23 protein-coding genes are annotated in these 21,538 nt (G+C 64.3%); 8 read left to right on the top strand and 15 right to left on the bottom strand.

The features are described 5' to 3' along the window. Positions 1-3: 3 nt before the first annotated feature. The 10 genes from AX729_RS18725 to AX729_RS39750 all read right to left on the bottom strand — a co-directional run bounded on the left by AX729_RS18725 (position 4) and on the right by AX729_RS39750 (position 7,693). Positions 4-459 carry a flagellar basal-body protein FlbY gene (locus AX729_RS18725; RefSeq protein WP_061025619.1) on the bottom strand — a complete coding sequence of 152 codons (456 nt, stop codon included), beginning with the start codon at positions 457-459 and terminating at the stop codon, positions 4-6. Positions 460-471: 12 nt separating this feature from the next. After that, positions 472-732, bottom strand: a complete 261-nt coding sequence (locus AX729_RS18720) for a hypothetical protein (RefSeq protein ID WP_061025617.1) — start codon at positions 730-732, stop codon at positions 472-474. Between the two features lie 3 nt (positions 733-735). After that, positions 736-2,001 (bottom strand): flagellar hook protein FlgE, encoded by a 1,266-nt coding sequence (gene flgE, locus AX729_RS18715; RefSeq protein WP_061025615.1) that lies wholly within the window; start codon positions 1,999-2,001, stop codon positions 736-738. Positions 2,002-2,020: 19 nt separating this feature from the next. Beyond that, positions 2,021-2,689 (bottom strand): flagellar hook assembly protein FlgD, encoded by a 669-nt coding sequence (locus AX729_RS18710; RefSeq protein WP_061025612.1) that lies wholly within the window; start codon positions 2,687-2,689, stop codon positions 2,021-2,023. A gap of 359 nt (positions 2,690-3,048) precedes the next feature. Then, positions 3,049-3,321 (bottom strand): hypothetical protein, encoded by a 273-nt coding sequence (locus AX729_RS18705; RefSeq protein WP_061025610.1) that lies wholly within the window; start codon positions 3,319-3,321, stop codon positions 3,049-3,051. Between the two features lie 161 nt (positions 3,322-3,482). Then, positions 3,483-3,911 carry a flagellar export chaperone FliS gene (locus AX729_RS18700; RefSeq protein ID WP_061025608.1) on the bottom strand — a complete coding sequence of 143 codons (429 nt, stop codon included), beginning with the start codon at positions 3,909-3,911 and terminating at the stop codon, positions 3,483-3,485. Next, the gene (fliD, locus tag AX729_RS18695; RefSeq protein WP_082770473.1) at positions 3,911-5,590 is read right to left on the bottom strand and encodes a flagellar filament capping protein FliD; all 1,680 of its coding nucleotides are present in this window, start codon (positions 5,588-5,590) and stop codon (positions 3,911-3,913) included. Before fliD ends, AX729_RS18700 begins: the two co-directional genes overlap by 1 nt. A 56-nt stretch (positions 5,591-5,646) precedes the next feature. Next, positions 5,647-6,471 carry a flagellin gene (locus AX729_RS18690; protein ID WP_061025606.1) on the bottom strand — a complete coding sequence of 275 codons (825 nt, stop codon included), beginning with the start codon at positions 6,469-6,471 and terminating at the stop codon, positions 5,647-5,649. Positions 6,472-6,614: 143 nt separating this feature from the next. Then, positions 6,615-7,295, bottom strand: coding sequence for an RNA polymerase sigma factor (locus AX729_RS18685; RefSeq protein WP_061025603.1), 681 nt, complete (start codon positions 7,293-7,295; stop codon positions 6,615-6,617). Beyond that, positions 7,292-7,693, bottom strand: a complete 402-nt coding sequence (locus AX729_RS39750) for a hypothetical protein (RefSeq protein WP_156457035.1) — start codon at positions 7,691-7,693, stop codon at positions 7,292-7,294. Before AX729_RS39750 ends, AX729_RS18685 begins: the two co-directional genes overlap by 4 nt. A gap of 114 nt (positions 7,694-7,807) precedes the next feature. On the opposite strand from AX729_RS39750, the gene AX729_RS18680 reads away from it, so the two are divergent. From AX729_RS18680 to AX729_RS18670, 3 genes are all read left to right on the top strand, one after another. After that, positions 7,808-10,222, top strand: a complete 2,415-nt coding sequence (locus tag AX729_RS18680) for an HAD family hydrolase (RefSeq protein ID WP_061025601.1) — start codon at positions 7,808-7,810, stop codon at positions 10,220-10,222. A gap of 62 nt (positions 10,223-10,284) precedes the next feature. Next, the gene (locus tag AX729_RS18675) at positions 10,285-11,604 is read left to right on the top strand and encodes a hypothetical protein (protein ID WP_061025660.1); all 1,320 of its coding nucleotides are present in this window, start codon (positions 10,285-10,287) and stop codon (positions 11,602-11,604) included. Positions 11,605-11,616: 12 nt separating this feature from the next. Next, complete coding sequence (locus AX729_RS18670) at positions 11,617-12,153, top strand: hypothetical protein (protein WP_061025599.1); 537 nt, start codon at positions 11,617-11,619, stop codon at positions 12,151-12,153. A gap of 37 nt (positions 12,154-12,190) precedes the next feature. Here the strand turns inward: AX729_RS18670 and AX729_RS18665 are convergent, their stop codons facing one another. From AX729_RS18665 to AX729_RS18645, 5 genes are all read right to left on the bottom strand, one after another. Continuing rightward, positions 12,191-13,435 (bottom strand): Zn-dependent hydrolase, encoded by a 1,245-nt coding sequence (locus AX729_RS18665; RefSeq protein WP_061025597.1) that lies wholly within the window; start codon positions 13,433-13,435, stop codon positions 12,191-12,193. A gap of 7 nt (positions 13,436-13,442) precedes the next feature. Continuing rightward, positions 13,443-14,324 (bottom strand): alpha/beta fold hydrolase, encoded by an 882-nt coding sequence (locus tag AX729_RS18660; protein WP_061025658.1) that lies wholly within the window; start codon positions 14,322-14,324, stop codon positions 13,443-13,445. 11 nt (positions 14,325-14,335) lie between these two features. Then, positions 14,336-15,481, bottom strand: coding sequence for a pyridoxal phosphate-dependent aminotransferase (locus AX729_RS18655; RefSeq protein ID WP_061025595.1), 1,146 nt, complete (start codon positions 15,479-15,481; stop codon positions 14,336-14,338). Positions 15,482-15,488: 7 nt separating this feature from the next. After that, on the bottom strand, positions 15,489-16,268 hold the full coding sequence (locus AX729_RS18650) for an SDR family oxidoreductase (RefSeq protein ID WP_061025593.1): 780 nt from the start codon (positions 16,266-16,268) through the stop codon (positions 15,489-15,491). A 68-nt stretch (positions 16,269-16,336) separates the two neighbouring features. Then, entirely contained in the window at positions 16,337-17,260 is a 924-nt protein-coding gene (locus AX729_RS18645) for a GntR family transcriptional regulator (protein ID WP_156457034.1), read from the bottom strand. A gap of 17 nt (positions 17,261-17,277) precedes the next feature. Here AX729_RS18645 and AX729_RS18640 point away from each other — a divergent pair, with 17 nt between their 5' ends. From AX729_RS18640 to AX729_RS18620, 5 genes are read left to right on the top strand one after another with little or no spacing between them, the layout of a single operon-like run. Continuing rightward, entirely contained in the window at positions 17,278-18,141 is an 864-nt protein-coding gene (locus tag AX729_RS18640) for an ABC transporter ATP-binding protein (protein WP_082770472.1), read from the top strand. Continuing rightward, positions 18,138-18,929 (top strand): class II aldolase/adducin family protein, encoded by a 792-nt coding sequence (locus tag AX729_RS18635; protein WP_082770471.1) that lies wholly within the window; start codon positions 18,138-18,140, stop codon positions 18,927-18,929. The genes AX729_RS18640 and AX729_RS18635 overlap by 4 nt, the downstream gene beginning before the upstream one ends. 23 nt (positions 18,930-18,952) lie before the next feature. Continuing rightward, complete coding sequence (locus tag AX729_RS18630; RefSeq protein WP_061025653.1) at positions 18,953-19,969, top strand: ABC transporter substrate-binding protein; 1,017 nt, start codon at positions 18,953-18,955, stop codon at positions 19,967-19,969. Then, complete coding sequence (locus AX729_RS18625; RefSeq protein WP_061025589.1) at positions 19,966-20,781, top strand: ABC transporter permease; 816 nt, start codon at positions 19,966-19,968, stop codon at positions 20,779-20,781. Before AX729_RS18630 ends, AX729_RS18625 begins: the two co-directional genes overlap by 4 nt. Further along, the gene (locus AX729_RS18620) at positions 20,778-21,536 is read left to right on the top strand and encodes an ABC transporter permease (RefSeq protein ID WP_061025587.1); all 759 of its coding nucleotides are present in this window, start codon (positions 20,778-20,780) and stop codon (positions 21,534-21,536) included. Before AX729_RS18625 ends, AX729_RS18620 begins: the two co-directional genes overlap by 4 nt. The last annotated feature ends 2 nt before the right edge of the window (positions 21,537-21,538 follow it).

Here is a 21,538-nt window from a genome sequence, read left to right as displayed (position 1 = left end):
CGGTCAGGCGCTGCGGCTGGTGCCGCTGGAGACGGGGCGTGCGGCGACCCGGCCGGAGGCGCCATAGGGCGACACCGTCGCAATCTGCTCGCGGATCGCCTGCATGACGGCCTCGATGCGACGATTGCTGGCCTCGATCGCAGCGCGCAGGCGAACCAGATTCTCGTCCATCGCCGCACGCAGCTTCAGGATCCGCTCCATGAGCTGCTCGCGCAGAATCCGGTCCGGTACGTTCAAGCTGGTCGTGCCCGCCGCGCACTCGGCAACGGTGCGTTCGAACATTTCAGCCAGGCGGTTCTTCTCGTCGACCTGCTTCAGGCGCGAGGCCGGCAGGCCCCTGGCGAGCTCCATGTTCTCCTCGGCGACAAGCGCGGTCAGGACGTCGATGAGCGCGATCAGCGACTTGATCCGTGTGTCGCCGATTGCGGCGTTCGTCCTCGTGGCTTTGGCTACAGTCATGGTCATCGCCTTCTAGTTATTCCGTTTGCCGCGTCCGACCTGCGAGCTGCGCAGATATGCACCGATCGCGGTCTTCCTGACAGTTGCCTGCCTCATCTCGTTCTCGACCTCCGCGCATTCCCGCATCAGGCCGAGACGGGTCGTCCCGAGGTCGTCGATAAGTGCGAGCAATTGCTTGCGGTCGCGGCCGTCGACGGTCGCGGCCCGCCCCACCAGCCGTTGCAGCCGACGCAGCAGCGCCTCTCCGGCCGCCCCGGCTTCCTGACTGCGCATCACTCACCTCATCGCCGAAATCAGGGTGTCGTACATCTTGTTGACGGTGGAGATCACCTGAGAGGCGGCTGAATAGGCCTGCTGCGCCGAGATCATGCTCGAGAACTGGCTGCTGGTGTCCGTGGTGGAGGATTCCAGCTCGCTGCCGTAGATCGTGCCCGCCCCGTTCTCACCGGAGCCCTGCAAGGAGGCATTTCCCGACGTCACGGTCGCCGAATAGATCCCGTTGCTCGAAGCGGCGAGCCCATTGGGGTCGGCGAACGTCGCCACCGCGATCTTGTAGATCGCGATCGTCTCGCCGTTGGAATAGGTCGCATTGACCACGCCGTTCTTGCCGATCGAGATGCTGGACAGCTTGCCGTAGGACAGACCATCCGATTCGATGCTGGTGACGTTGACAGACGGCGTCGTCTCGCCGGACGCGTATTGGGTCAGACCGTCGGTCTTTCCGGCGGTGCCGAGCGACAGGGTGATGGTGCTGTCGGCCGCGCCGTCGGTCCAGCCGGTAATCGAGACGGTCGCCGGGTCCGGGCTGGTGCTGGCCAGCGAGCCATCGCTGTTGAAGGTGATGTCGATCGTACCGGAAGCCGTACCGGTCGCGGTCGTCGTGTCGGAGGCCGAGGTCGGATTGGCGAAGCTCGCGCTCCAGGTGTTGGCGCCGGTCTTGGACCAGGTGATCTGCATCGAATTCGCGGCGCCAAGCGAATCGTAGACCGTCATCGAGCTGGTATAGGTGTCGCCCGTCGCGGCGTCCGAGGGCAAATTGGCGGCGATCGTGGTCTTGGTGGTGGCGCTGCCGCTGGTCGAGGCGACCTGGGTGTTGATGGGCTCGAGATTGCCCGCCGATTCGTTGCCGACGACGTTGCCGTCCGCGTCGGTGCGCCAACCCTCGAGGTAGTAGCCGTCGTTCTGGAGATAGCCGGCGTTGTCGGTGGTGAAGGCACCGTTGCGAGTGTAGGCGACGGTTCCGCCCGACTTGGCGTCGGTCACAACGAAGAAGCCAGAGCCCTGGATCGCGACGTCTGTGGCGTTGGAAGTCGCGGCCAGCAGGCCCTGCTGGGTGATGTTGGCGCGGCCCGAGATGGTGACGCCGCCCGAGGCATAAGAGGTCGTGTTGCTCGACGCCGTCACGAGCGCGTCGAACATCCCGGTCGTCGTCTTGTAGGCGGTCGTGTCGGAATTGGCGATGTTGTCGCTGATCATCGACAGGGACTGGCTCTGCGCACTGAGCGCCGAGATCGCCGAGGACAATGCTCCGCTGAGACTCATGATGGAACTCCGTAAGAAATCAGGATGTGACGCCGATGATGTTGGCTGCGCTAACGGAAATTCCGTTGACCGTGAGCGAGGGTGTTGAGGTCGAGGTGTCGATGCCCGTCACGGTGCCGGTCACTGTCGTGTAGTTGAGGACCGAGTTGCCGGTGGAATTCGTCGCGGTCACGGAGATCGTGTACTGGCCGCCGTCGGAGAGCTGGTTGCCGCTGGAGTCCTTGCCATCCCAGGTGAAGCTGTTCGATCCGGCATTGCCGGTCCCGGTGCCGGTCCACACCGTGTTGCCTGCGGAGTCCTGAATGCTGATCGACACGTCGGATGCGGCCGAGGACAGCGAGTAGCCGTAGGTCGCCGAACCGTTAGTCAGCGTCGAGGTGTCCGTCTTCGCCTCGACGGTATGGCCGATGTAGTTCACCGAATTCAGCGTCACCAGGCTCGAGAACGAGCTCGCGAGCGAGCTGAGATTGGAATTGATCGACTGCTGGGAGGTGAAATTCGCGTAAGAGGTGAGCTGATTGACGAGATCGGTAGTCGAGGTCGCATCCAGCGGGTTCTGGTTCTGGAGCTCGCTGACGAGCAGCGTCAGAAAATCGCTGGATGTCAGCGTCGAATTGGATGACGTGCTCGACGACGACGATATCGTCGTCGTGGCGGTCGACGCAGAACTCGTTGCGGAAACGGTCATCAGAAACTCCGGCTTTCCCGCACCGCGTTGACGAGGTGTCGTCTGCGGAGCTTGAAATCTGTGTGCTGATGAAACGGGTGGGCGCGCGGATTCAGGCGCAGATTCACTCGCGCGAAAGCGGCTTTCGACACGGCAAAATCTGCCGTGTACGCGCTAGTGATGCGACGGTCTCACGCTGATCTGCTGCGGTGATCGAGCCTCGTTCCGAGACGTCGTCACGCCCGGACTTGTCTCGGGCATCCACGTTGCTTGTCGCGCGAAGCAAGACATGGATCACCGGGTCAGGCCCGGCCACGACGATCGGAAAGCTTCGTCGCCCACGGGCGATCGGAATATACGAGGATAGAAAGGGAAGCCCTTCAGCTCTCCGCCGTCTCGCCTTCCGTGCGCGGCTCGGCGGTATCGCCTTTCATTTTCGCCGCGGCGGCGACGATGCGGTCGGCGAGTCCCTTGGGCGCGCGGACCGCGGGCGAGGCGAGCGCTTGGCGCAAGATGCGCGCCTCTTCCAGCAAGGCTTGCGCAGCCGACGAGTGCGCCAGCAGCTCTTCGGCAAGCAAGCGCCGATCGTCGGGCCAGAGGGAGAGATCCTCGCCCAGCCGGTCGATCAGTTCCTCAAACTCGGTGACGTCCATCGCCCGCCGGTCCCGCCTCAATCAGCCCGTCATAAAGCATTGCAGGCGAGGCGGAAACTGGATTTCGGCGGCTTCGGGCGCCAAAAGCCGGGGTAGGCCTACGGAAATTGGGCCAAACAACGTCCCTCGACGCCCCTTCCCCTTGCGGAGGAACACCCGCTTCAGCCCGTGCAGGTCGAATCGGGCGGCCCCGCCTTACTGCTCCGCAAGGTGGCATCGACGAACTCCCAGGCCTCCCGCAACTCGGTCAGCCCGGCGATGATTCGCCGAAAACTCTCGTGGGCATGCGGCCGGCCGTAGGCCTTGAGGCTCGCCAGTATCAGGGCGTTGTAGGTCTGGAACATCCGCTCCGCCACCGCCCCACCCTTGGCAAAGTCGAGATTGTGGCTCAGCCCGCGCAGGATCGCGGTCGCCGTCATGAGGTGTTCGTGCGCCTCCTCGAAGCGCCTTGCCTCCTGAGCGTTCAGCGATTTCTGGAGGCAGGTGATCGTGCCGCCGAGCAGCATCGACACCGCCTTGAGCGGCGGAACGCTCGTTGCCGTTCCCCGATAGGCCTGGTTGGCCATGTATGTCGTCGGATTATGCATCATCAATCACTCGAGCTGGAATTGAGCAGGGCCTTGAGATAATCGAGCGTGCTGTTGGCGCTCTCGATCGCCGCCTGGTACTTCGCGTATTGCGTCTCAAGCCGCGACTGCAGCGTGGAGGCCGCACTGTTGATGTCGTCGACCCTCTGCTGAAGCTCATCGTCGCGGGTCGTCAGACGGTCAATCTGCGTTTGCAGCGCGCCGGTCGACGACGAGCTGTCCTTCGCGATCCGATAGAGCTGCGTTGCAATGCCCGAGGTCGACGCCACCGTGATCGACTGCGACGTCGACCCGCTATAGGTGAAGGCCATTCCGGCGTAGATGGAGCCGGAAGCGCCGATGATCGTGGTGCCGCTGATCGTGAATAGCGAGGCGTCGCCGCCGACCGAGGCCGAGGTAAGGTTGCCGTCGGCATCGACCGCCAGATCAAGGGTGAAGGATTGCGGCGACGTTCCGGTGTTGACGACGCTCAGCTGGCTCGAAGACGTCGTGGTCTGCGCCGACAGCAGCGTGGTCACGCCGCTCAGATTCGTGCTCAGTATGTCCGACAGCGTGCTGGTATCCAGCTCGAGCTCGTTCTTCTCGTTGAAGGACAGACCGAGATCGGCCATGGTCATGCCGGCTACAGTCGTGTTCAGAGCGTTCTGGAGCGCATCCATTATGTTGCGCATCGTTCCGTCGCCGAACAGCACCGCGCTGGAGTCCGCCGTGCCGTCGGTTGCCGTCGCCTGCTGGGCGATGACCTCGTCGCGAAACGCATTGTAGTTGGTCACGAACGTCTCCAGCGCCGACTGGATCTGGCTGGTGTCGGTCTCAATGCTGATGTTCAGCGACGTTCCGTCCGGGGTCGCCTGGAGCAGGCTGAAGGTGACCCCGCTGAGGACGTCGGAGATGTCGTTGGTGTCGCGGCTCATGGCGATGCCGTCGAGCGAGAACTCGGCCGATTGCGACTCCTGGATCACGTTTGCGAAGCTGCCCGAGCTGTCGGTTACGCCAAGCTCGTTCATGATATCGTCGCCGGACGCGCTCGAATAGACAATGTCGGCGGCATCCTCCGTCCCCGTCAGCACCATCTGGAACGACGTGCTGGACACCTGCACGATCGAGGCCTGGACATTCGTCGTCGAGGTCTGAGCATTGATGGCATCGACGACATCCTGGAGCGACATCGTGTCGGTAACGGTGATATCGGCCGTGCTGCCGCCCTCCAGACCAATCGAGAACGTGCCGGAGAAGCCGAGCTCATCGGTCCGGCTCGATTGCGCAGTGCCGGAAACCTTGTGTGCAGTGGCGAGCTGACTGATCGTCAGCGTGTGGTCTCCGATCGCAGCTCCGCTCTTGATCGTCATGGAGAGCGCCGAGGAAGCACTCACGTCTCCGGTCGAGCTGATGCTCGCCGCGCGCGTCGCGAACGCGCTGGTGGAGAGCGAGTTGACCACCGCGGTGGACAGTGACGACAAGCCCGAGTACAGCGTCTGCAGATCGCTCTGAAGCGTCTGATAGGCCGCGATCTTGGCCTCGTTGTTCGTGATGGTGGTCGAGATCGTATCCGCCTGCGCGGTCTTCGCATCCACGGCGGACTGGATCAGCGCTGACCAGTCGATACTGCTCGAATTGGTCGTCCCGCTCGTGGTCACGGTGACGCCTGAACTCGAGCTGCTGGTTGAGCTGACGCTGGCCACTGACTACCCCAAGGTCGGAAGCGGGCCGGCCTCATGCCGGCCCGCTCGGTTGATCATCAGCCCAGGAGCTTGAGGAGGTACTGCGGCATCTGATTGGCAGCTGCCAGCGCCGACACGGCAGCCTGTGTCTTCACTTCGGCCGACGACAGCTTGGACTGCTCGGCCGCGATATCCACGTCTCTGATCGCGGAGTTTGCCGCCTGTAGGTTCTGCGTCTGGGTCGAGATCGAATCCGACGAGAAGTTGAACCGCGATTCCTGAGCGCCGATCGAGGCGCGAGCGGCAGACACGGTGTCGATCGCGGTATCGAGGGCGTCGAGTGCCGATGTCGCGCCAGACTGGGTGCTGACGTCAAGCGAGGAGACAGCGAGAGAGGACGACGTCAGGCTGCTCAACGTGATGGTGATCGTGTCGGAGCCGTCCGAGCCGACCAGCACGGACACGCCGGACGAGAACACGCTGGACCCGTCGAGCAAGCTTTGGCCGGAATAGCGGGTGCCGGTCGCGATCGAGTCGATTTCGGAATTGAGCTGCGAGAATTCCGATTGGATATAGGCGCGGCTGGAGTCGGTCGTGGTGCCCGACGCAGACTCGGACGCCAGCGACTTCATACGAGCGAGAATGTCCGAGATGTTCGACGCGCCGCCGTCGGCGGTCTGAAGGATGGCGGTGGCCTGCGAGGCGTTTGTCGCGGCCTGCTGCAGTGTGGTGACGTCCGAGGAGATGCGCGTGGAGATCGCAAGGCCGGCGGCGTCATCGGATGCCGACGTGATGCGCGAGCCGCTCGACAGCTTCGATAGCGAGCTGGTCTCTTGCGCGGAGTTGATGTTGAGGTAACGGACCGCGGCGTTGGCGGCAGTGTTGGTATTGATTGCGGGCATTGAAAGCTCCTGTATTGACGGGCACGGCGTGCCGCTTCGTGGAGATCGACTTACGACGACGCGGACCGCAGCCCCGTCCGTTCGCTCAAACGACGGAGCGAAGGCAAATCAGGCGCGAAACCTTGGAGGGGCCGGTTTTATGGTTAGCAGTCGGTAAACGCGGTTCGGATGTCGTGCTCGTGCTTGCGCAGGAGCTGGCGAAGCTGCTGGCGGCCGCGCTTGAGCAGGGACTCCACCGCGGCCACCGTGGTGTCCATCACCTGGGCGATCTCGCCGTTGCTCATGCTCTCATGGTAGGACAGGATCACCGCAATGCGCTGCTGCTCGGGCAGGCGTTCCATCGCGAGCTCCAGCATGCCGTTCAATTCGTTGCGCTCGATGACACTTGCGGCGTCGGGCTGACCATCGGCGACTTCCGGCACCGTCTCGACATTCTCGGTGCGCGGCTTGCGGCGCAGATCGATGCAGCCATTGGAGACGACACGATAGAGCCAGGTCGAGAATTTGGCGCGGCCGTGCTGCCAGCGTCCGCGATGGCTCCAGATCTTGAGCATGGTGTCCTGCACGACGTCCTCGGCATCCGCCGCATTGCCGACGATGCGTAGGGCTATCGCATAGGCGCGATCGATATGACGCTCGACCAGCATGCGGAACGCAGCCTCATCGTCTGCCGCGAGTCTGTCCAGGAGCTCGCTGTCCTCATCGAAGACCACGTTGTCTGCGACCGGAACGCTGTCTGGCGCGAGCGGAACGGTTTCGTCAGGGGGCACCGTCGTCGTGATCGCGGCCCCGGCGGGAGCCCAGACATCAGCAGCGTAACTCATCCCGCAATCTCCAACCCGCTATGCCGGCGGCGCACATGCCACATGGCTTCCAGGCGTTGAACGCAGGTCGCGAACAATTCAGGCGGCGAATTTTTGTGTTTTTTCAAGACGTTACCAGGTATCTTTTGCCGAGCATCGGGCAATAATTGCCGAGGATGCGCAACACGCGCGCGCCGAACCTGCAATCGTCCCATCGTCTCGCGCCATGACTGATCATCCATCCTGAAAAGATGCATCCGGGAGAAAACGCTGACATTACGCGGCACTAGATGATCGAACGCGACACGCGTGCCGCGCATGAAGCAGCAATTGTTTCCGCGTGTGAACCAATGCGGGACGACTTCCGCACTCGGCAGTTTTTTCCGAATCACCTGTTTGAACCTAGCGATTTTTTTCATTCTGTCAGTCGCAACGAGTGCGAATTTGAATCGTGCATGTACTTTTTTCGCCGTCGTCGCGCCTGACCTCGCGCATGCGCACGTTAATCGCTCAGATTGGCGAGGAATCTTGGCATGACTGTCGCTACGGCGGGCGCAGAGCGCCGCGCGCAAACTGTTTCTGCTTGGTCGTTCGATGTTTTCGATACATTTCTGCTTCGTGCCTGCACCACGCCGGATGGCGTATTTGAAAGGACTTACGAGCTATCCGATATTTCAAGAAGTCGTCCGAATGTTTCTGCGAGTTTCGTTCAGCATCGCATTCAGGCCGAAGCGCGAGCGCGCAGGACCGCCAAGGACAAGCGCGGCACGAGCGAAGTTCACATCGACGAGATCTATTCCTGTTTTCCGTTCAACCTGTTCGGCCTCACGCGCCGCGACCTGAGCTTCCTGGTCGAATCAGAGTTCGCTGCGGAGCTCGATCTCTGCCGCGCCAATCCAGACATGCTTCGGCAATACATGGACATGGTCAGCGCCGGCCACCGCGTCGGTTTCATCTCCGACACCTATTGGGATTCCGACCGGCTGGCGCGACTGCTGCGAGCCTGCCACCCCGGACTGACCTGGGACTTTCTCTACGCCTCCTGCGACCACGGCAGCAGCAAGAGCGACTTGCTGTTCGCAAAATACCTCGCTTGCGAGGGCATCGACGCCGGCGCCTCCTTTCACGTCGGCGACAATGACAGGGCCGACATCAAGGGCGCCAAGCGCCACGGCATTCGTCCACGTTACTATCCGCAAGCCACGGCCCAGCTCGCATCGAAGTTCCAGCGCGAGACGGCGATGTTCGAGCTGCTGTGCCAGGGAGTGCCGTCGCGGCTCGACCACGGCGCGCGCACCTTGCGGCGCATGGTCGCCGCGCGTAGCGCCGAGAGTTCGCCGGCCTTCAATCTCGGTGTCACCGTGCTTGGCCCGGTGCTAGCGGCATTCGACGCCTTTGTCGCAAGGCGGTGCGAACAGATCGCAGGCCACGGCCGGAAAGTCGCTCTCGGCTTCCTCGGCCGCGACGGCTTCCTGTCGTACCGGATCTGGCAGGACCTGCACGAGTTGTCGTCGGCCTATGTCGAGATCAACCGCAGGGTCAGCCTGATCGCCTCGGCAGACACGATGCAGCCGCTGGTCGATCTCCTCGGCAAGGTCTTCAGGATCGACGCGCCGACCTTCCGCGATATGGTGAAGATCATGCCGCCCAGGGTCGCGGCATTCTTTGCTACCCGCCCCGGCGGTATCGCCTCCGGCGAAGAGCTCGCCGAGGCGCTTCCCGTATTGATGGATCCGGCTGAAATCGTTGCGCTCGCCGCCGGCCTGCGGGCCCGGCTGCTCGTCTATCTCCGCCAGGTCATCCCCGGCCTCGACGACTGTACCGATCTCGTCCTCGTCGATCTCGGCTATTCCGGCAGCGTGCAGAAGGCACTGCGCCGAATCTTCGACCTGGAAGGCATCGATATCCGCATCCACGGCGCCTATCTGATGTCGCTCGACGACGCCTTCGACGATCTCGCCGAGCAGGACAGCGCGGAGGGCTTCGTCTCCGACCTCGTTGTCACACCGCATGTCAAGCGCATGCTGATCCGCAATGTGGCCCTGCTGGAGCAGGTCTGCTGCTCCGCCGATGGTTCGGTTCGAGATTACGACGGCGGCGCGGTGCTGCGCGAGATCAATCCGCGTCCCCCGGAGCAAATTGCGCTTGCCGCTGAGATCCAGGCCGGCGTGCAGGCTTTCGCGCAGAGCGCAGGCGACGCCGCGCGCGACTATGTTCTCGATCTCCATGCCGCGCCCGATGTCGCCGCGCGCTGGTGCGCCGCGACGCTGGCGCGATTGCTGTTGCTGCCCGACGATGACGAGCTGGCACTGCTCGGCACGTTGAAGCACGACGTCAATCTCGGTACCCACGCGCTCGCACCGCTGCTCGACCAGCGGTTCGTACGCGACCAGATCACCGCCCGCGGCCTCTCTGCCGCCTGTACTGCGGCCGCACCGCCGATGTGGCTCGCCGGCAGCTTTGCCGACCTGTCACCCTCCTATGGCTATCTCTATGTGCTGTTCGGCGCCAACCGCCTGCCGGCTGACGTCTTTGAGGAACGGCCCTGCGGCCCGGTTCAGGTCGGCCTGTTCCGCACGGGGAGCGATGTGATGCTGGAGAGCGTGACCGTTTATCGCACCGGGCTCGGCGAGCTGCGCCTGCGCATTCCCCTGTCGCGCACCATGGGCATCGCCATGATCGCGCTGCCGCTGGCGAAATTCGCGCCCGACGGCCTTCTCCATGGCGTGACCGTGCAGCAAGGCGACGACGTTCGCAGCGCTTCCGAGAGCCAGGATGTCGTCGGCCTCGCGGACGATAGCCTCGTCTATGCCGGCCTGCAGCGGAACGGCGCGCATTATCGCACCGAGAGTGACGATGGCTGCCTGCTGATTCCGGTCGCTCCGATGACGACGGCCATCGCGGTCTACTCCGTCGCGATCACGCCGCTCGGCTCCAGCTTCAAATAGTGCGCCTGATCGCGCCGCCTGGGACGTTGAAGTCCAGGGCTGGCGACGTGAGGGGCACGGAATTGACGGACGAGACGCACGCGAACCTTGATCGGCTGCTGCAATCCGGCGGCCTGAGGCTCGGCCCGGCCCAGCGCGAGCGCCTGGGCCGGCTGGTCAGCCAGTACGGTGCGCCGGTGCTCGACGACGTCGGCAACGGTCGGCGGAACGGTGTCGTCATCCTCAGGGAGCCGCCGAGCGGAGCTGCGGCCGAGCTGTTCTACCGCTCGCTCAACCCGGGCTGCGCCGTCGTCATTCCCTTCAGCGAAAATCCCGGCTTCGACTTTCTCAAGTCCAAGCTGACCGAGTTCGGCACCGTCGGCCCCTGCGGCGCGGACGGTCCGCACGAGATGTGGTGGGGCGGCATCGGCTGGTCGAAGTTCCTCACCGCGGCAGATGCCTCCGCCCTCCGGCCGCGCATCGTCTCCTGCCATCCGCGCGGCGCCGACGAGACCTCGTCTCTCCGCCTCCGCCAGTCGATCGACCGCTTGCGGCTCGACTGCCATATCGAAGCAATCGAGACCCAGCTCAGCGACCGCCTTCTTTGCTTCGAGAAGGCGGAGTTCATGATGCGGATGTGGAACAAATATCGCGAGCCCCTGCTGTTTGTCGAAGCTGGCGCCGTGCTGCGCGAGGCACCGCTGCTGCCGTCATTCCTCGGCTGCGACGTCGCTCTCCACAAATGGAATCGCTGGGAGATGTCCGCGCGCACGCTCTATCTCGGCCGCACAGGTCGCGCGGAACAGTTGCTCCGCACGTGGCAACAGCTCGCCGCCTGCCATCCTGCAATCTGGGAGGGCTATCTGCTCGACCAAGCCTGGAGCCTGACCTCGTCACAGGTGCCGCTCGACACCGTATGGCTGCCGCGCTCCTATCACACTCTGAAGGGCGACCTCGGCGCGATGCGCGCGACGATCCTGCATGACCAGCAGACCACGACGTTGGAGCTCGGTCCCGATCCCGGCTTTGCTGGCATGGTGCGCGCGGCCCGTCGCGCCGGACGCACGGGCGCCCGCGACGCCTTCATGGTGATGACCTCGAAAGCTGAGACCGGCAAAGGCATCGCCGTGATCCTGCGCGACATCTCGGCCAGTGATGCGGGCGCGATTGCCGCGGCCGTGGAGGCCGTCACCGGCGCCTATGCTGCCGATTGCGGCGGCTACGGCCGGCTCGAGCTATCGCTCTGCGCCTGGCAGGACGACGTCGGCGCCGCGCGCGAGGCCGCAGCACAGGCCCGCTACCGTATCCTGGAGATCGCTCCGGGACAGCGCATCGCCAATGATTTCTTCGCCGCCCATGCCTCCGAGGACGCGGTCATGACCGCGCGCCATTTATTCCCCTGACGGACATCCCAGATGCTGAAAACCATCATCCTTCTCACCGACACCGTGCAGCAGCAGAAACCGCTCGCCAATCTGCTGCGCGAGCACAATCGTGAACTCGCCTTCTGCTCGGCGCTGCGCGGCCGAGACCTCAGCGCGATCGAACCGGATCTGCTGAGCGAAGCGCGGCTGGTGTCCTTCGCCGCCGAAGCGGCCGTCTCCGAAAAGATCCTGCTGCAGCTCGGCTACGGCGCCTACAAGTTCTATGCAGCGCCCGTGCAATATCCTGGCTTGCCACCCGCACCCGACGAGAGCGAAGATGCCCCAAACTGCTATTCGGTGATCGCGCAGTCGATGACGATATGGCCGGACTCCAAGAAGATCGTCGGCCTGGAAACCGTGACGATCCCCGATGGCACCCTTGCCGCCCAGCGGGAGCGGCTGGTGTTCTCACGCCTCGCCCACCTGTTCTGGCAGATGTCGGCCATGATCGCCAGCCAGGCGCCCGATCTCCCCGGCATCATCGAGTCCAGCGAAAGCCAGCGACCGATGCTCGCGATGATGAATTGACCTGGGCTGGAGCGCAACGCGGATCTTGGACGACGTTCTACGCCCCCGCCAAGGCGAGTTCGCGCGTCACCTTGGCGAGCACGGCCGCGCCGGCGGCCACATGATCCGGCTCGGCCCATTCGTGCTCGACGTGGCTCGCGCCGTCGCGGCAGGGAATGAAGATCATGGCGGCCTTGCAGATCTTGGCGAGATGGCGCGCATCGTGGCCGGCTGCCGACAGGATGGCGATTGCGGAATGGCCCAGCTCGCGCGACGCCTCGGCGATGCGCGCGCGCAGGTGCGGATCGAAGACGTTCGACGGCGCATCGACCAGCGGCGTCACCGTGACCGCGCAAGGTGCGACGTTCTCATGGCAAAGCGCCGTGATCCGGGCAGCAGCCGCGTCGAGCACTGCATTCTGGGGATGGCGCAGGTCGATGCTGAAACTGACACGCGAAGGTACCACCGAGGGCGCATTCGGCACGACGGCAACCCGGCCGATCGTGAACTTGATGTCCGCATCGATCATGCCGATCTCGGCATGAAGGGCCGCGGCCATCCGCGCAAACGCCGCGAGCGCGTCCCGCCTCTCTTGCTGCGCGAGCGTGCCTGCGTGTCCCTCCGCGCCCTCGATCACCACCTGAAACGTCTTCTTGCCCTGGATCCCGGAGACGACGCCGATCATGCAAGCGGCGGCCTCCAGCACCGGCCCCTGCTCGATGTGCAATTCGAGATAGGCCTCGATCGCGCCGCCAAGCGGCCGGCGTGGCAGATCGGGAAAAGCCCCGTGGAGGCGGTCGAGCGCCTGGCCGACGCTGACGCCGTCTGCATCCCGCACGGTGCGTATCGCGGCAATGTCGCGCTCGCCGGTGAAAGCTTCCGAGCCCATCATGCCCGGAGCAAAGCGGCAGCCCTCCTCGTTCATCCAGGAGACGACGATGACGTCGCGCGCCGGCCTGTCGCCTTGTTCGGCCAGCGAAGCGGCCGCCTCGAGCGCGGCGATCACGCCGACCGCTCCGTCGAACTTTCCGCCGGTCGGCTGGCTGTCGAGATGACTGCCGAGCAGGACCGCCGGCGCGGCGCGGTCGCGCCCGGCCAGTGTCAGGAACAGGTTTCCCGCGGCATCCGTCGACGGCGTCAAACCCGCCTCGCCCGCCCAGCCGATGACGCGGCGCCAAGCGGAAATCTCGCCGTCACTCAGCGCCTGACGGTTGACGCCGCCGGCGGGCGTCGCACCGATCTCGGCAAGCGCCATCAAGCGGGTCCAGAGCCGGTCGGCGTCGATCAGAGGTCGGTGCATCATCGATCAGCTACTTCGTGCGCATGATCTGGCCCGGCAGCGCGCGCGGATCGCGCGGCAGCCAGCGTCCCGCCTCGACCTGAGCGATGAATTCGGCGAGCAGCGCATTGAACGCGGCCGGCTCTTCCAAATTGAGCGTGTGGCCGGTCTTGGGGAAGACCGAGAGGCCGCAGGCCGGGATGGTCTTCTTCAGAAAGATGCCGGGCTGGAGACAGTGATCATCCTCGTCGCCGACGATCACCAGTGTGGGCACCATCATCGTCTTCAGGCCATTTTCGAGGTCGTAGAACGACGGTCGGCGCGCCTGCACCCCGCGCATGGTGTTGGCGGCGCCGCGATCGGAATGGGTGGCGAGGCGATCGGCGAATTCTTGCCAGCCGCGCGGATCCTTGTTCTGGAACTGCACCCGGCTCGCGCCGAGCGCATAGACCTTGGAGAACTCCTTCGCACCCTGATTCTCGAAATTGTCGGCGACTTCGAGCGACACGCCGCGAAAATACTCTTCGAACTCCTTCTCGCAGCCATAGCCGGCACCGGCCACCGTGAGCGACAGGGCGCGCTCCGGCGTGCGCAGGCCGAAATGCACGGTGCAGAAGCCGCCCATGGAAAGACCGACGACATGCGCCTTGTCGATTCCGAGCGCATCGAGCACGGCGACCGCATCGTCCGCGGCAATCGCCTGCGAATAGGATTCGACATCATTAGGCACGTCCGATGGCGGATAGCCGCGCGCGGCGTAGGTGACGCAGCGATGGCGCCAGCTGAAATAGCGCAGCTGCGGCTCCCAGCTGGCGTGATTGCCGCCGAACTCGTGGATGAAGAGTATCGGCGTGCCCTCGCCCGCCTCCTCCACATGGAGCTTCACACCGTCTTTTGTCGTGATCATCGTCATCGGCATCATCCCTAGAATTGCGGCGGCAGGTCGTTGAGCGTGCGCGCCTGCGCCACCATGTCCGGCAGCAAATTGCAGAGCTTTTCTACCCAGGCTTGCGGCACGGAGGTGCTGATCTTGACGAAGCGGTCGCCGAAGCGCTGCGTGTGATAGGTGCCCTGGCGGATCATGATGCCCTGCCGGCGAAAGCATTCGACCAGCGCCTCAGGGCGGATGCCGGCCGCGTTGGTTTCCAGCACCAGGAAGTTTCCGTGCGAGGGCATGATCGGCAACGCCAGTCCATCGATCGCGGCAGCCGCCTCCTGGATCATCGCCTTGTTGGCCCGGTCGGTGCTGCGAACCTTCTTCATCCACTCGGCCTTGACGGAGAGGCCCGCCTGCGCCGCGCGCTGGGCGATGACGCTCGCGCCGAGTACGCTGGTGGAGGTCTGCGCCAGCTCCTCGAACAGCTCAGGCGCAGCGACCAGCGCACCGATCCGCAAGCCTGCAAGACCAAGCCATTTCGAAAAGCTGGTCGAAACCACCGAGCCTTGCGGCGCCACGTGGAGCGCAGGCGTATGCCCGTCGGCAAAATCGCGGTAGGTGCAGTCGTGCACCAGCAGTGCGCCGCAGTCGCGCGCGATCGCCGCAAAGCGTTCGATCTCCTCACGCGTGTAGCGAATGCCGAGCGGATTGTTGGGATCGACGAGATAGATGATCGCCGTGCGTTCGTCGACATTCGCCTTCAATGCCTCCGGCGTCAGGCGATAGTTGCAGGCCGGATCGTAGATCGGGATCTCGATCACCTCGGCGCCCTGCTGGCGCGCGAACAGGCACGGCCATTTCCAGGTCGGATCGGTCGTCACCAGCGTCGTACCGGGCTTGCATCGCGCGCGACAGATCATCGCCAGCGCGTTGACGCCGCCCTCGGTCACGAGCGCCTCCGCGCCAGGCGTGCCGAGATCGGCGACGATCGCGGCACGCAGCGCCTCGAAGCCGAGCGGCGGGGCGTAGGCATTGAACTCGCCAGCTTCGATCGAGCGCAGCATCGCCTCGCGCACGGCGGGATGGCTCTCGATATGATTGGTGTTCTGGCCGAGCCAGTAGAGTCCCGGCGTCGCCGAGAGCTCGTCGAAATAGCGGTTGCGGACCAGCGCCGCCGATTGCGCTCCAGACATCGGCGCCTCAGATCACCGAGCCGCGTGCGGCAATCCCGCCGTCGATCGTCACCACCGTGCCGGTGATGTAGCCGGACCGCGGCGAGGACAGGAACGCAACGAGATCGGCAACCTCCTCCGAGGTGGCCGGGCGCTTGCCCGGATATTTGTCGAACAGCTCCTGCCAACGGCTTTCGTCGCCGAGCATGTCGATCGCCTTGCGCTTCATGATCTTGAGCATGCGGTCGGTCGCGACCGGTCCTGGATTGACCGCGACGACGCGCACGCCGTGATCGAGGCTGCGGCCGCCGAGCGCCTTGGTGAAGGACATCAGCGCCGCATTGCCGGTCGAGCCCGCGATGTAGCTCGCGTCCCAGTTCTCGCCGGAATTGCCGATGATGTTGATGATGACGCCATCCCTGCCCTTCATGCGCGGATAATAGAGTCGCGACAGCGTGATGTAGCCGAACACCTTGAGATCGAAGCCGCGCCGCCAGGCTGCGTCGTCGAGAATCTCCAGCGAGCCGGCCGGGATGTCGCCGGCATTGTTGACGAGGATGTCGATGTCCCCAACTTCGGCTGCGAGCTTCTCCATCGCGGCCGTGCTGGATAGATCGAGCGCATGGACGATGATCTTCACGCCAAAGCGCGCCTCCAGATCCCGCTTGGCCTGGAGCATGGCTTCGCCGTTGCGGGCGGCGAGATGCAGGTGACACCCCTCCGCGGCGAAAAGTTCGGCCACGGCCAGTCCAATTCCTTTCGACGCGCCGGTGATCAAGGCGGTCTTGTTCGTCAGCTTCAGGTCCACTCCGGGCCTCCAGGATGCAGCTAGATATACAAAGTCTAGCAATTTGCATACCAAACGCCCGGCAGCGTTCATTCGAAGGCGGCGAGGAAGTCCAGGAGGTTGTCGCCGAGCAAATTGACGTGGTCCCGCATGGCGCTGTGCGCCCGCTCCGGATCATGGGCCAGGATCGCCTGCATGATCGCCTCGTGCTCGCGAATGGTATCTGCGATCCGGTTCGGCATCCGCGTCACCCTGCGGCGATAGGCAGCCACCTGATTGCGCAGCTTGCGGGTCTGGTCCGCCAGAAAGGCGTTGCGCGAAGCCTCGTAGATCGCCTCGTGGAATTCCTGATTGACGTCGTAGAAGACGTCGATGTCTCCGGTTTGGCCAGCTGCTACAAGACGTTGGTGAATCTCGCCAATTTCTATGCCCCACGCCTGCGAGACGCGCCGGGCGGCGAGCCGCGCGCAGAGCCCTTCGAGCTCCGCCATGACCTGGAACATCTCGATCAACGCCTGCGCCTTGATGCTGCGGACCGTCGCGCCCTGCCGCCCGCGCAGCTCGACCAGATTGTTGGCGGCCATCAGGCGGAATGCCTCCCGCACGGGCGTGCGCGAGACGCCGAAGCGCTGGGCGATCTCCTGCTCGTCGAGCCGGCTGCCCGGCTCGAGGTGCCCTGCCGCGATTGCCCCTTCGAGCTTCAGCCGCAGGCTTTCCGCGAGCGTCATGCCGGGGCTTGCCGCCAAGGTTTCGTGCCCATTTTTCGCGCGCCTGCCACCGGCTTGTGCACCAATATCCGTCATTATGTTTCTCCAAGATCGATATATGTATACAAAATGACGCCAACCTTCCAGTGAACCGGCTGATTTTGGCGCGGTGACGCGCGCAACTCCCAGATATCCGGCCGCTAACTCGCAATTCTTATGCCTGATTTGCCAAGAAATCGCACTGGCACACGAGTTGCTAAGAGATTTCAACGCGACCCGCTTTCGTATGCGAATGGCCGCCGCCATTATACAAGGACATCCCGGTGCAGGCTGCCCGCCTCCCCCATCCCGGACCGGCCATCGAAGCCCCACAAGCGCAGCCGAAGCCCGAGCCGCTGCTCGAGCTGCGCGCGCTCGACAAGACCTTCGGTCCAGTCGCTGCGTTGTCGGGACTTCAGGCAAGCGTCGCCCCCGGCGAGTTCGTGACCGTCGTCGGCCCGAGCGGCTGCGGCAAGAGCACCCTCTTCAACATCGTCGCTGGCCTCGAGGAGCCGGACGCCGGCGGCATTCTGCGCTTCGAGGGCAGGAGCTGCCATGCCGCCGACCTGCTCGGCCGCGTCTCCTTCATGCCGCAGCGCGACCTCCTGTTTCCCTGGCGGAACGTCGTGGACAACGCCATTCTCGCGCTCGAGGTCGAGGGCATGCCGCGCGAGCAGGCGCGCGCCAAGGCGCTGAAGATGCTGCCCGAGTTCGGACTCGCGGGCTTCGAGAAGCAATATCCCAATCAATTGTCGGGCGGCATGCGCCAGCGCGTAGCCCTGATGCGTACCTTCCTGTTCGAGCGCGACCTGATGCTGCTGGACGAGCCATTCGGCGCACTCGATGCGTTGACGCGGGCGATGATGCAGCGCTGGCTGCTCGACGTCTGGCAGAAATACCGCCGCACCATCCTCTTCATCACCCATGACGTCGACGAGGCCATTTTCCTGGGCGACCGCGTGCTCGTCATGACGGCGCGCCCTGGCTCGGTGAAGCTCGAGCAGGTCGTCGATCTTCCCCGCCCGCGTCGGCCGGAGATCGTGACTGCTCCGGAATTCATCCGTCTCAAGCGCACGTTGCTCGATGCCATCGAGGAGGAAAGCATGAAGTCGTTCCAGTCCTCCATCGCGCAGGAGAAGACGCCGTGAACGCGATGTCGGCGCGAGAGCCGCAAGCCCCGCCGCGCGAGATCGAGCCGGCGGAATGGGATGCCCGGATCAAGCTCGCAGCCTGCTATCGCATGGTCTCCCGGCTCGGAATGGACGACCTAATCTACAATCATATCTCCTTGCGCGTGCCCGGCCACGAGAACCAGTTCCTCATCAACCCTTATGGCCTGCTGTTCGACGAGATCACGGCGTCGAGCCTGGTGAAGATCGACACCGCGGGCAACAAGCTCGACGACACGCCTTATGCAGTGAATGTCGCGGCCTTCGTCATCCATGCCGCGATCCACACCTCGAACCACGACGCGGCCTGCGTGCTGCACACCCATTCCGATGCGAGCGTCGCAGTCTCCGGGCAGGAGAAAGGTCTGTTGCCGCTCAGCCAGTTCGCGATGCGCTTCTACGACCGCCAGGCCTTCCACGACTACGAAGGCGTCGCCATCGACCTCGACGAGCAGGTCCGCCTGGTTCGAGATCTCGGTCCGCACAAGGTGATGCTGATGCGCAACCACGGCATCCTGACCGTCGGCCGCACGCCGGGCGAGGCCTTCATGCTGCTCTATTATTTCGAGCGGGCCGCGCGGATTCAGCTCCAGATGCAGGCGGCCGCCGCAGCTGGCGCCAAGCTGGTGATGCCGCCGCACGAGGTCTGCGAAAAAGCCGCGCGCCAGTTCTGGGAATTGCAAGGCGACATCCTCGTGCCCGGCGAACGCGAATGGCCGGCGCTGATGCGCCAGCTCGACCGCACCGACCCATCCTATCGCAATTGATTTTCACCGCCTGGAGCATGACCATGTTGAGCCGACGCCACGCCTTCTCAGTCCTCTCCGCCATCGCACTGGCAACCGGCTCGCTCGTCACGGCCGCGCCGGCAGCCGAATTACAGAAGGCGAGCCTGCGCCTGAAATGGCTGCCGCAGGCGCAATTCGCCGGCTTCTACGTCGCGGCCGCCAAGGGCTACTACAAGGCCGAGGGCATCGACCTCACCATCAATCCCGGCGGGCCCAATCTGCTCACCGAAAACCTGGTCGCGACCGGCGCCGACACATTCGGCCTGTCCGGAGGCACCGACAGCGTGTTCGCCGCGCGCGACAAGGGACTGCCGATCGTCTGCATCGGGGTATCGCACCAGATCACGCCCTTCATCTTCGTCACCCGCAAGGACGGGCCGGTGAAGACACTCCAGGACTTCAAGGGCAAGACCGTCACCACCTGGTTCACCGGCGCCAATCATGTGCTGAACGGCATGCTGGCCAAGGAAGGCATCAAGCCGGACGAACTCAAGATTCAGCCGCAGCAGGTTTCGGTGACCCCCTTCGTCGACGGCAGCGTCGATGTGGTCACCGCGACTTACTACAACGAGTTCTACACCATCCAGTCGCGCATGCCGAAGGACAACCTGAAGACATTCGTTGCCGAGGACTACGGCATCACCTTCCCGCGCGACACGCTGATCGTGGCCGAGACCACTGCCAAGGAGAAGCCGGAGCTGGTCAAGGCCTTCCTGCGTGCCTCCCTGAAGGGCTGGAAGGACGCGTTCTCCGATCCCAAGGGCGCGGTCGACACCGTGATGGCCGCAGCCCCGACGCTCGATCGCGCGCAGCAGGAGTTCATGCTCACCGAGGTGAAGCGCCTGATGACATCTGGCGCGGCCGCCAAGAACGGGACGTTCTGGATCGATGCCGATGCGGTCAAGACCGCCCACGATTTCTTCCTGAAGTACAGCGTGATCTCCAAGCCGGTGGATCTTGCCGCCGCCTACGACGCAAGCTTCATCCAGAGCATTCCGCTCGCGGACCGGATGCCGTGAGCAGGCCTGCGGCGACATCACTTGGCAAAGCTGGCACGGCCGCGCGCTCGTCGGCCATGCCGGATTCGCTGCGCAAGCTTATCCGGCTCCTGCTCGGCCTTGCCGTCGCCGCGGCGATCTGGGAGGGCGCGGTGCTGCTGTTCGGCATCCGGCCCTATTACCTGCCGCGCCTCAGCACGATCCTGATGGCGATGGCGGCAACGCCTCGCGCCTATGTCGACGGCTTTCTGCGCACGCTGGCGGAAACCCTGATCGGTTTTGCTTGCGGCGGCGCCTTCGGCGTGCTCATGGGCATCCTGTTCTTCCGCGTCCGAGCGGTGCGCGAGATGATCTTTCCGATCTTCGTGGTCTCGCAGACCATTCCGGTCATCGCCTTCGGCGCGCTGGTGGTGCTGTGGTTCGGCAACACACTGCTCGCCAAGGCGATCATCGCTTTCTACCTGACCTTCTTTCCGGTGACGGTGAACACGCTGCTCGGCCTCGAGACTGTCGATCCCAAGCAGGTCGCCCTGATGCGCAGCTTCGGCGCCTCCAATCGCCAGCTCCTGCTACGGCTGCAGCTGCCGACCGCGCTGCCGCAGATCTTCGTCGCGCTGCGGCTCGCCGCATCGCTGAGCCTCGTCGGCGCCATCGTCGGCGAATGGTTCGGCGACACCACCGGGCTCGGCGTGCTGCTGCTCCAGGCCATGTTCACCGAGAATGTCGTCGCGATCTGGGGCGCCCTGCTCGCTGCAGCCCTGCTCGGGACGGGCTTCTACGCAGTCATCGCCGCGGTCGAGCGACGGCTGGTGTTCTGGAACGCCGAGCAATGAACCGCACGCTTGCCTCACCTTCGCTCGCCGTCCAGCGCGGCATCCTGGGCGCCGTCCTCCTCGTGGCATGCTGGGAGGGCGCGGCGCGCGGACTGCATCTGCCGGCCTATGTCCTGCCCGCCGTCAGCGACATCCTCGCAGGCCTCTGGTCCAAGCGCACGACGCTCATTGATGCTGCGGGCTACACCCTGCTCGAGGCGTTGGTCGGCTACGGGCTCGGCTGCTTGATCGGGATCGGCCTCGCCGTCGCCATCGCATTGGTCCCGGCATTGCGCAGCGCGATCCTGCCGCTCGCCACCGCGATCAATTCGGTGCCCGTGGTCGGCTATTCGCCGCTCATCCTGCTCTGGTTCGGCATCGGCGTCAGCTCCAAGATCGTCATGGTGGCGATGGCGGTGAGCTTCACGATCCTGCTGTCGATGCTGGCCGGGCTCGACCGGGTCGATCGCCGCGCCGTCGACCTCATGCGCAGTTTCGGGGCAAGCCGCTTCGGCGTGCTGTGGCGCCTGCGCCTGCCGACCGCCCTGCCGCTTCTGCTCGCCGGCATGCGCGTCTCCACGGTGCGCAGCGTGATCGTGGCGATCGTCACCGAGATGCTCGGCGCGCATGGCGGGCTCGGCTGGGTGATCTACCAGGCCGTGCTCCAGATCGACTTCGTCCAGGTCTGGGCGGCGATCTTCGTCGCATCCGCCGCGAGCCTCGCCTTCTTCGGCCTGATCGGTTTCCTCGAACGCAAGATCCTGTTCTGGACATGACG

The sequence above is a fragment of the Bradyrhizobium sp. CCH5-F6 genome, assembly GCF_001556045.1.
GTDB lineage: Bacteria > Pseudomonadota > Alphaproteobacteria > Rhizobiales > Xanthobacteraceae > Bradyrhizobium.
Note: the sequence above shows the minus strand (reverse complement) of the source record. Positions and strands in the feature narration are given on the sequence as shown.

Bases quoted from the DNA above. Each gene is read 5' to 3' on its own strand.
- AX729_RS18725 (WP_061025619.1), bottom strand. From the start codon at position 459: ATGACTGTAGCCAAAGCCACGAGGACGAACGCCGCAATCGGCGACACA.
- AX729_RS18720 (WP_061025617.1), bottom strand. From the start codon at position 732: ATGCGCAGTCAGGAAGCCGGGGCGGCCGGAGAGGCGCTGCTGCGTCGG.
- flgE (WP_061025615.1), bottom strand. From the start codon at position 2,001: ATGAGTCTCAGCGGAGCATTGTCCTCGGCGATCTCGGCGCTCAGTGCG.
- AX729_RS18710 (WP_061025612.1), bottom strand. From the start codon at position 2,689: ATGACCGTTTCCGCAACGAGTTCTGCGTCGACCGCCACGACGACGATA.
- AX729_RS18705 (WP_061025610.1), bottom strand. From the start codon at position 3,321: ATGGACGTCACCGAGTTTGAGGAACTGATCGACCGGCTGGGCGAGGAT.
- AX729_RS18700 (WP_061025608.1), bottom strand. From the start codon at position 3,911: ATGATGCATAATCCGACGACATACATGGCCAACCAGGCCTATCGGGGA.
- AX729_RS18690 (WP_061025606.1), bottom strand. From the start codon at position 6,471: ATGCCCGCAATCAATACCAACACTGCCGCCAACGCCGCGGTCCGTTAC.
- AX729_RS18685 (WP_061025603.1), bottom strand. From the start codon at position 7,295: ATGAGTTACGCTGCTGATGTCTGGGCTCCCGCCGGGGCCGCGATCACG.
- AX729_RS39750 (WP_156457035.1), bottom strand. From the start codon at position 7,693: ATGAAAAAAATCGCTAGGTTCAAACAGGTGATTCGGAAAAAACTGCCG.
- AX729_RS18680 (WP_061025601.1), top strand. From the start codon at position 7,808: ATGACTGTCGCTACGGCGGGCGCAGAGCGCCGCGCGCAAACTGTTTCT.
- AX729_RS18670 (WP_061025599.1), top strand. From the start codon at position 11,617: ATGCTGAAAACCATCATCCTTCTCACCGACACCGTGCAGCAGCAGAAA.
- AX729_RS18665 (WP_061025597.1), bottom strand. From the start codon at position 13,435: ATGATGCACCGACCTCTGATCGACGCCGACCGGCTCTGGACCCGCTTG.
- AX729_RS18660 (WP_061025658.1), bottom strand. From the start codon at position 14,324: ATGACGATGATCACGACAAAAGACGGTGTGAAGCTCCATGTGGAGGAG.
- AX729_RS18655 (WP_061025595.1), bottom strand. From the start codon at position 15,481: ATGTCTGGAGCGCAATCGGCGGCGCTGGTCCGCAACCGCTATTTCGAC.
- AX729_RS18645 (WP_156457034.1), bottom strand. From the start codon at position 17,260: ATGGCGGCGGCCATTCGCATACGAAAGCGGGTCGCGTTGAAATCTCTT.
- AX729_RS18630 (WP_061025653.1), top strand. From the start codon at position 18,953: ATGTTGAGCCGACGCCACGCCTTCTCAGTCCTCTCCGCCATCGCACTG.
- AX729_RS18620 (WP_061025587.1), top strand. From the start codon at position 20,778: ATGAACCGCACGCTTGCCTCACCTTCGCTCGCCGTCCAGCGCGGCATC.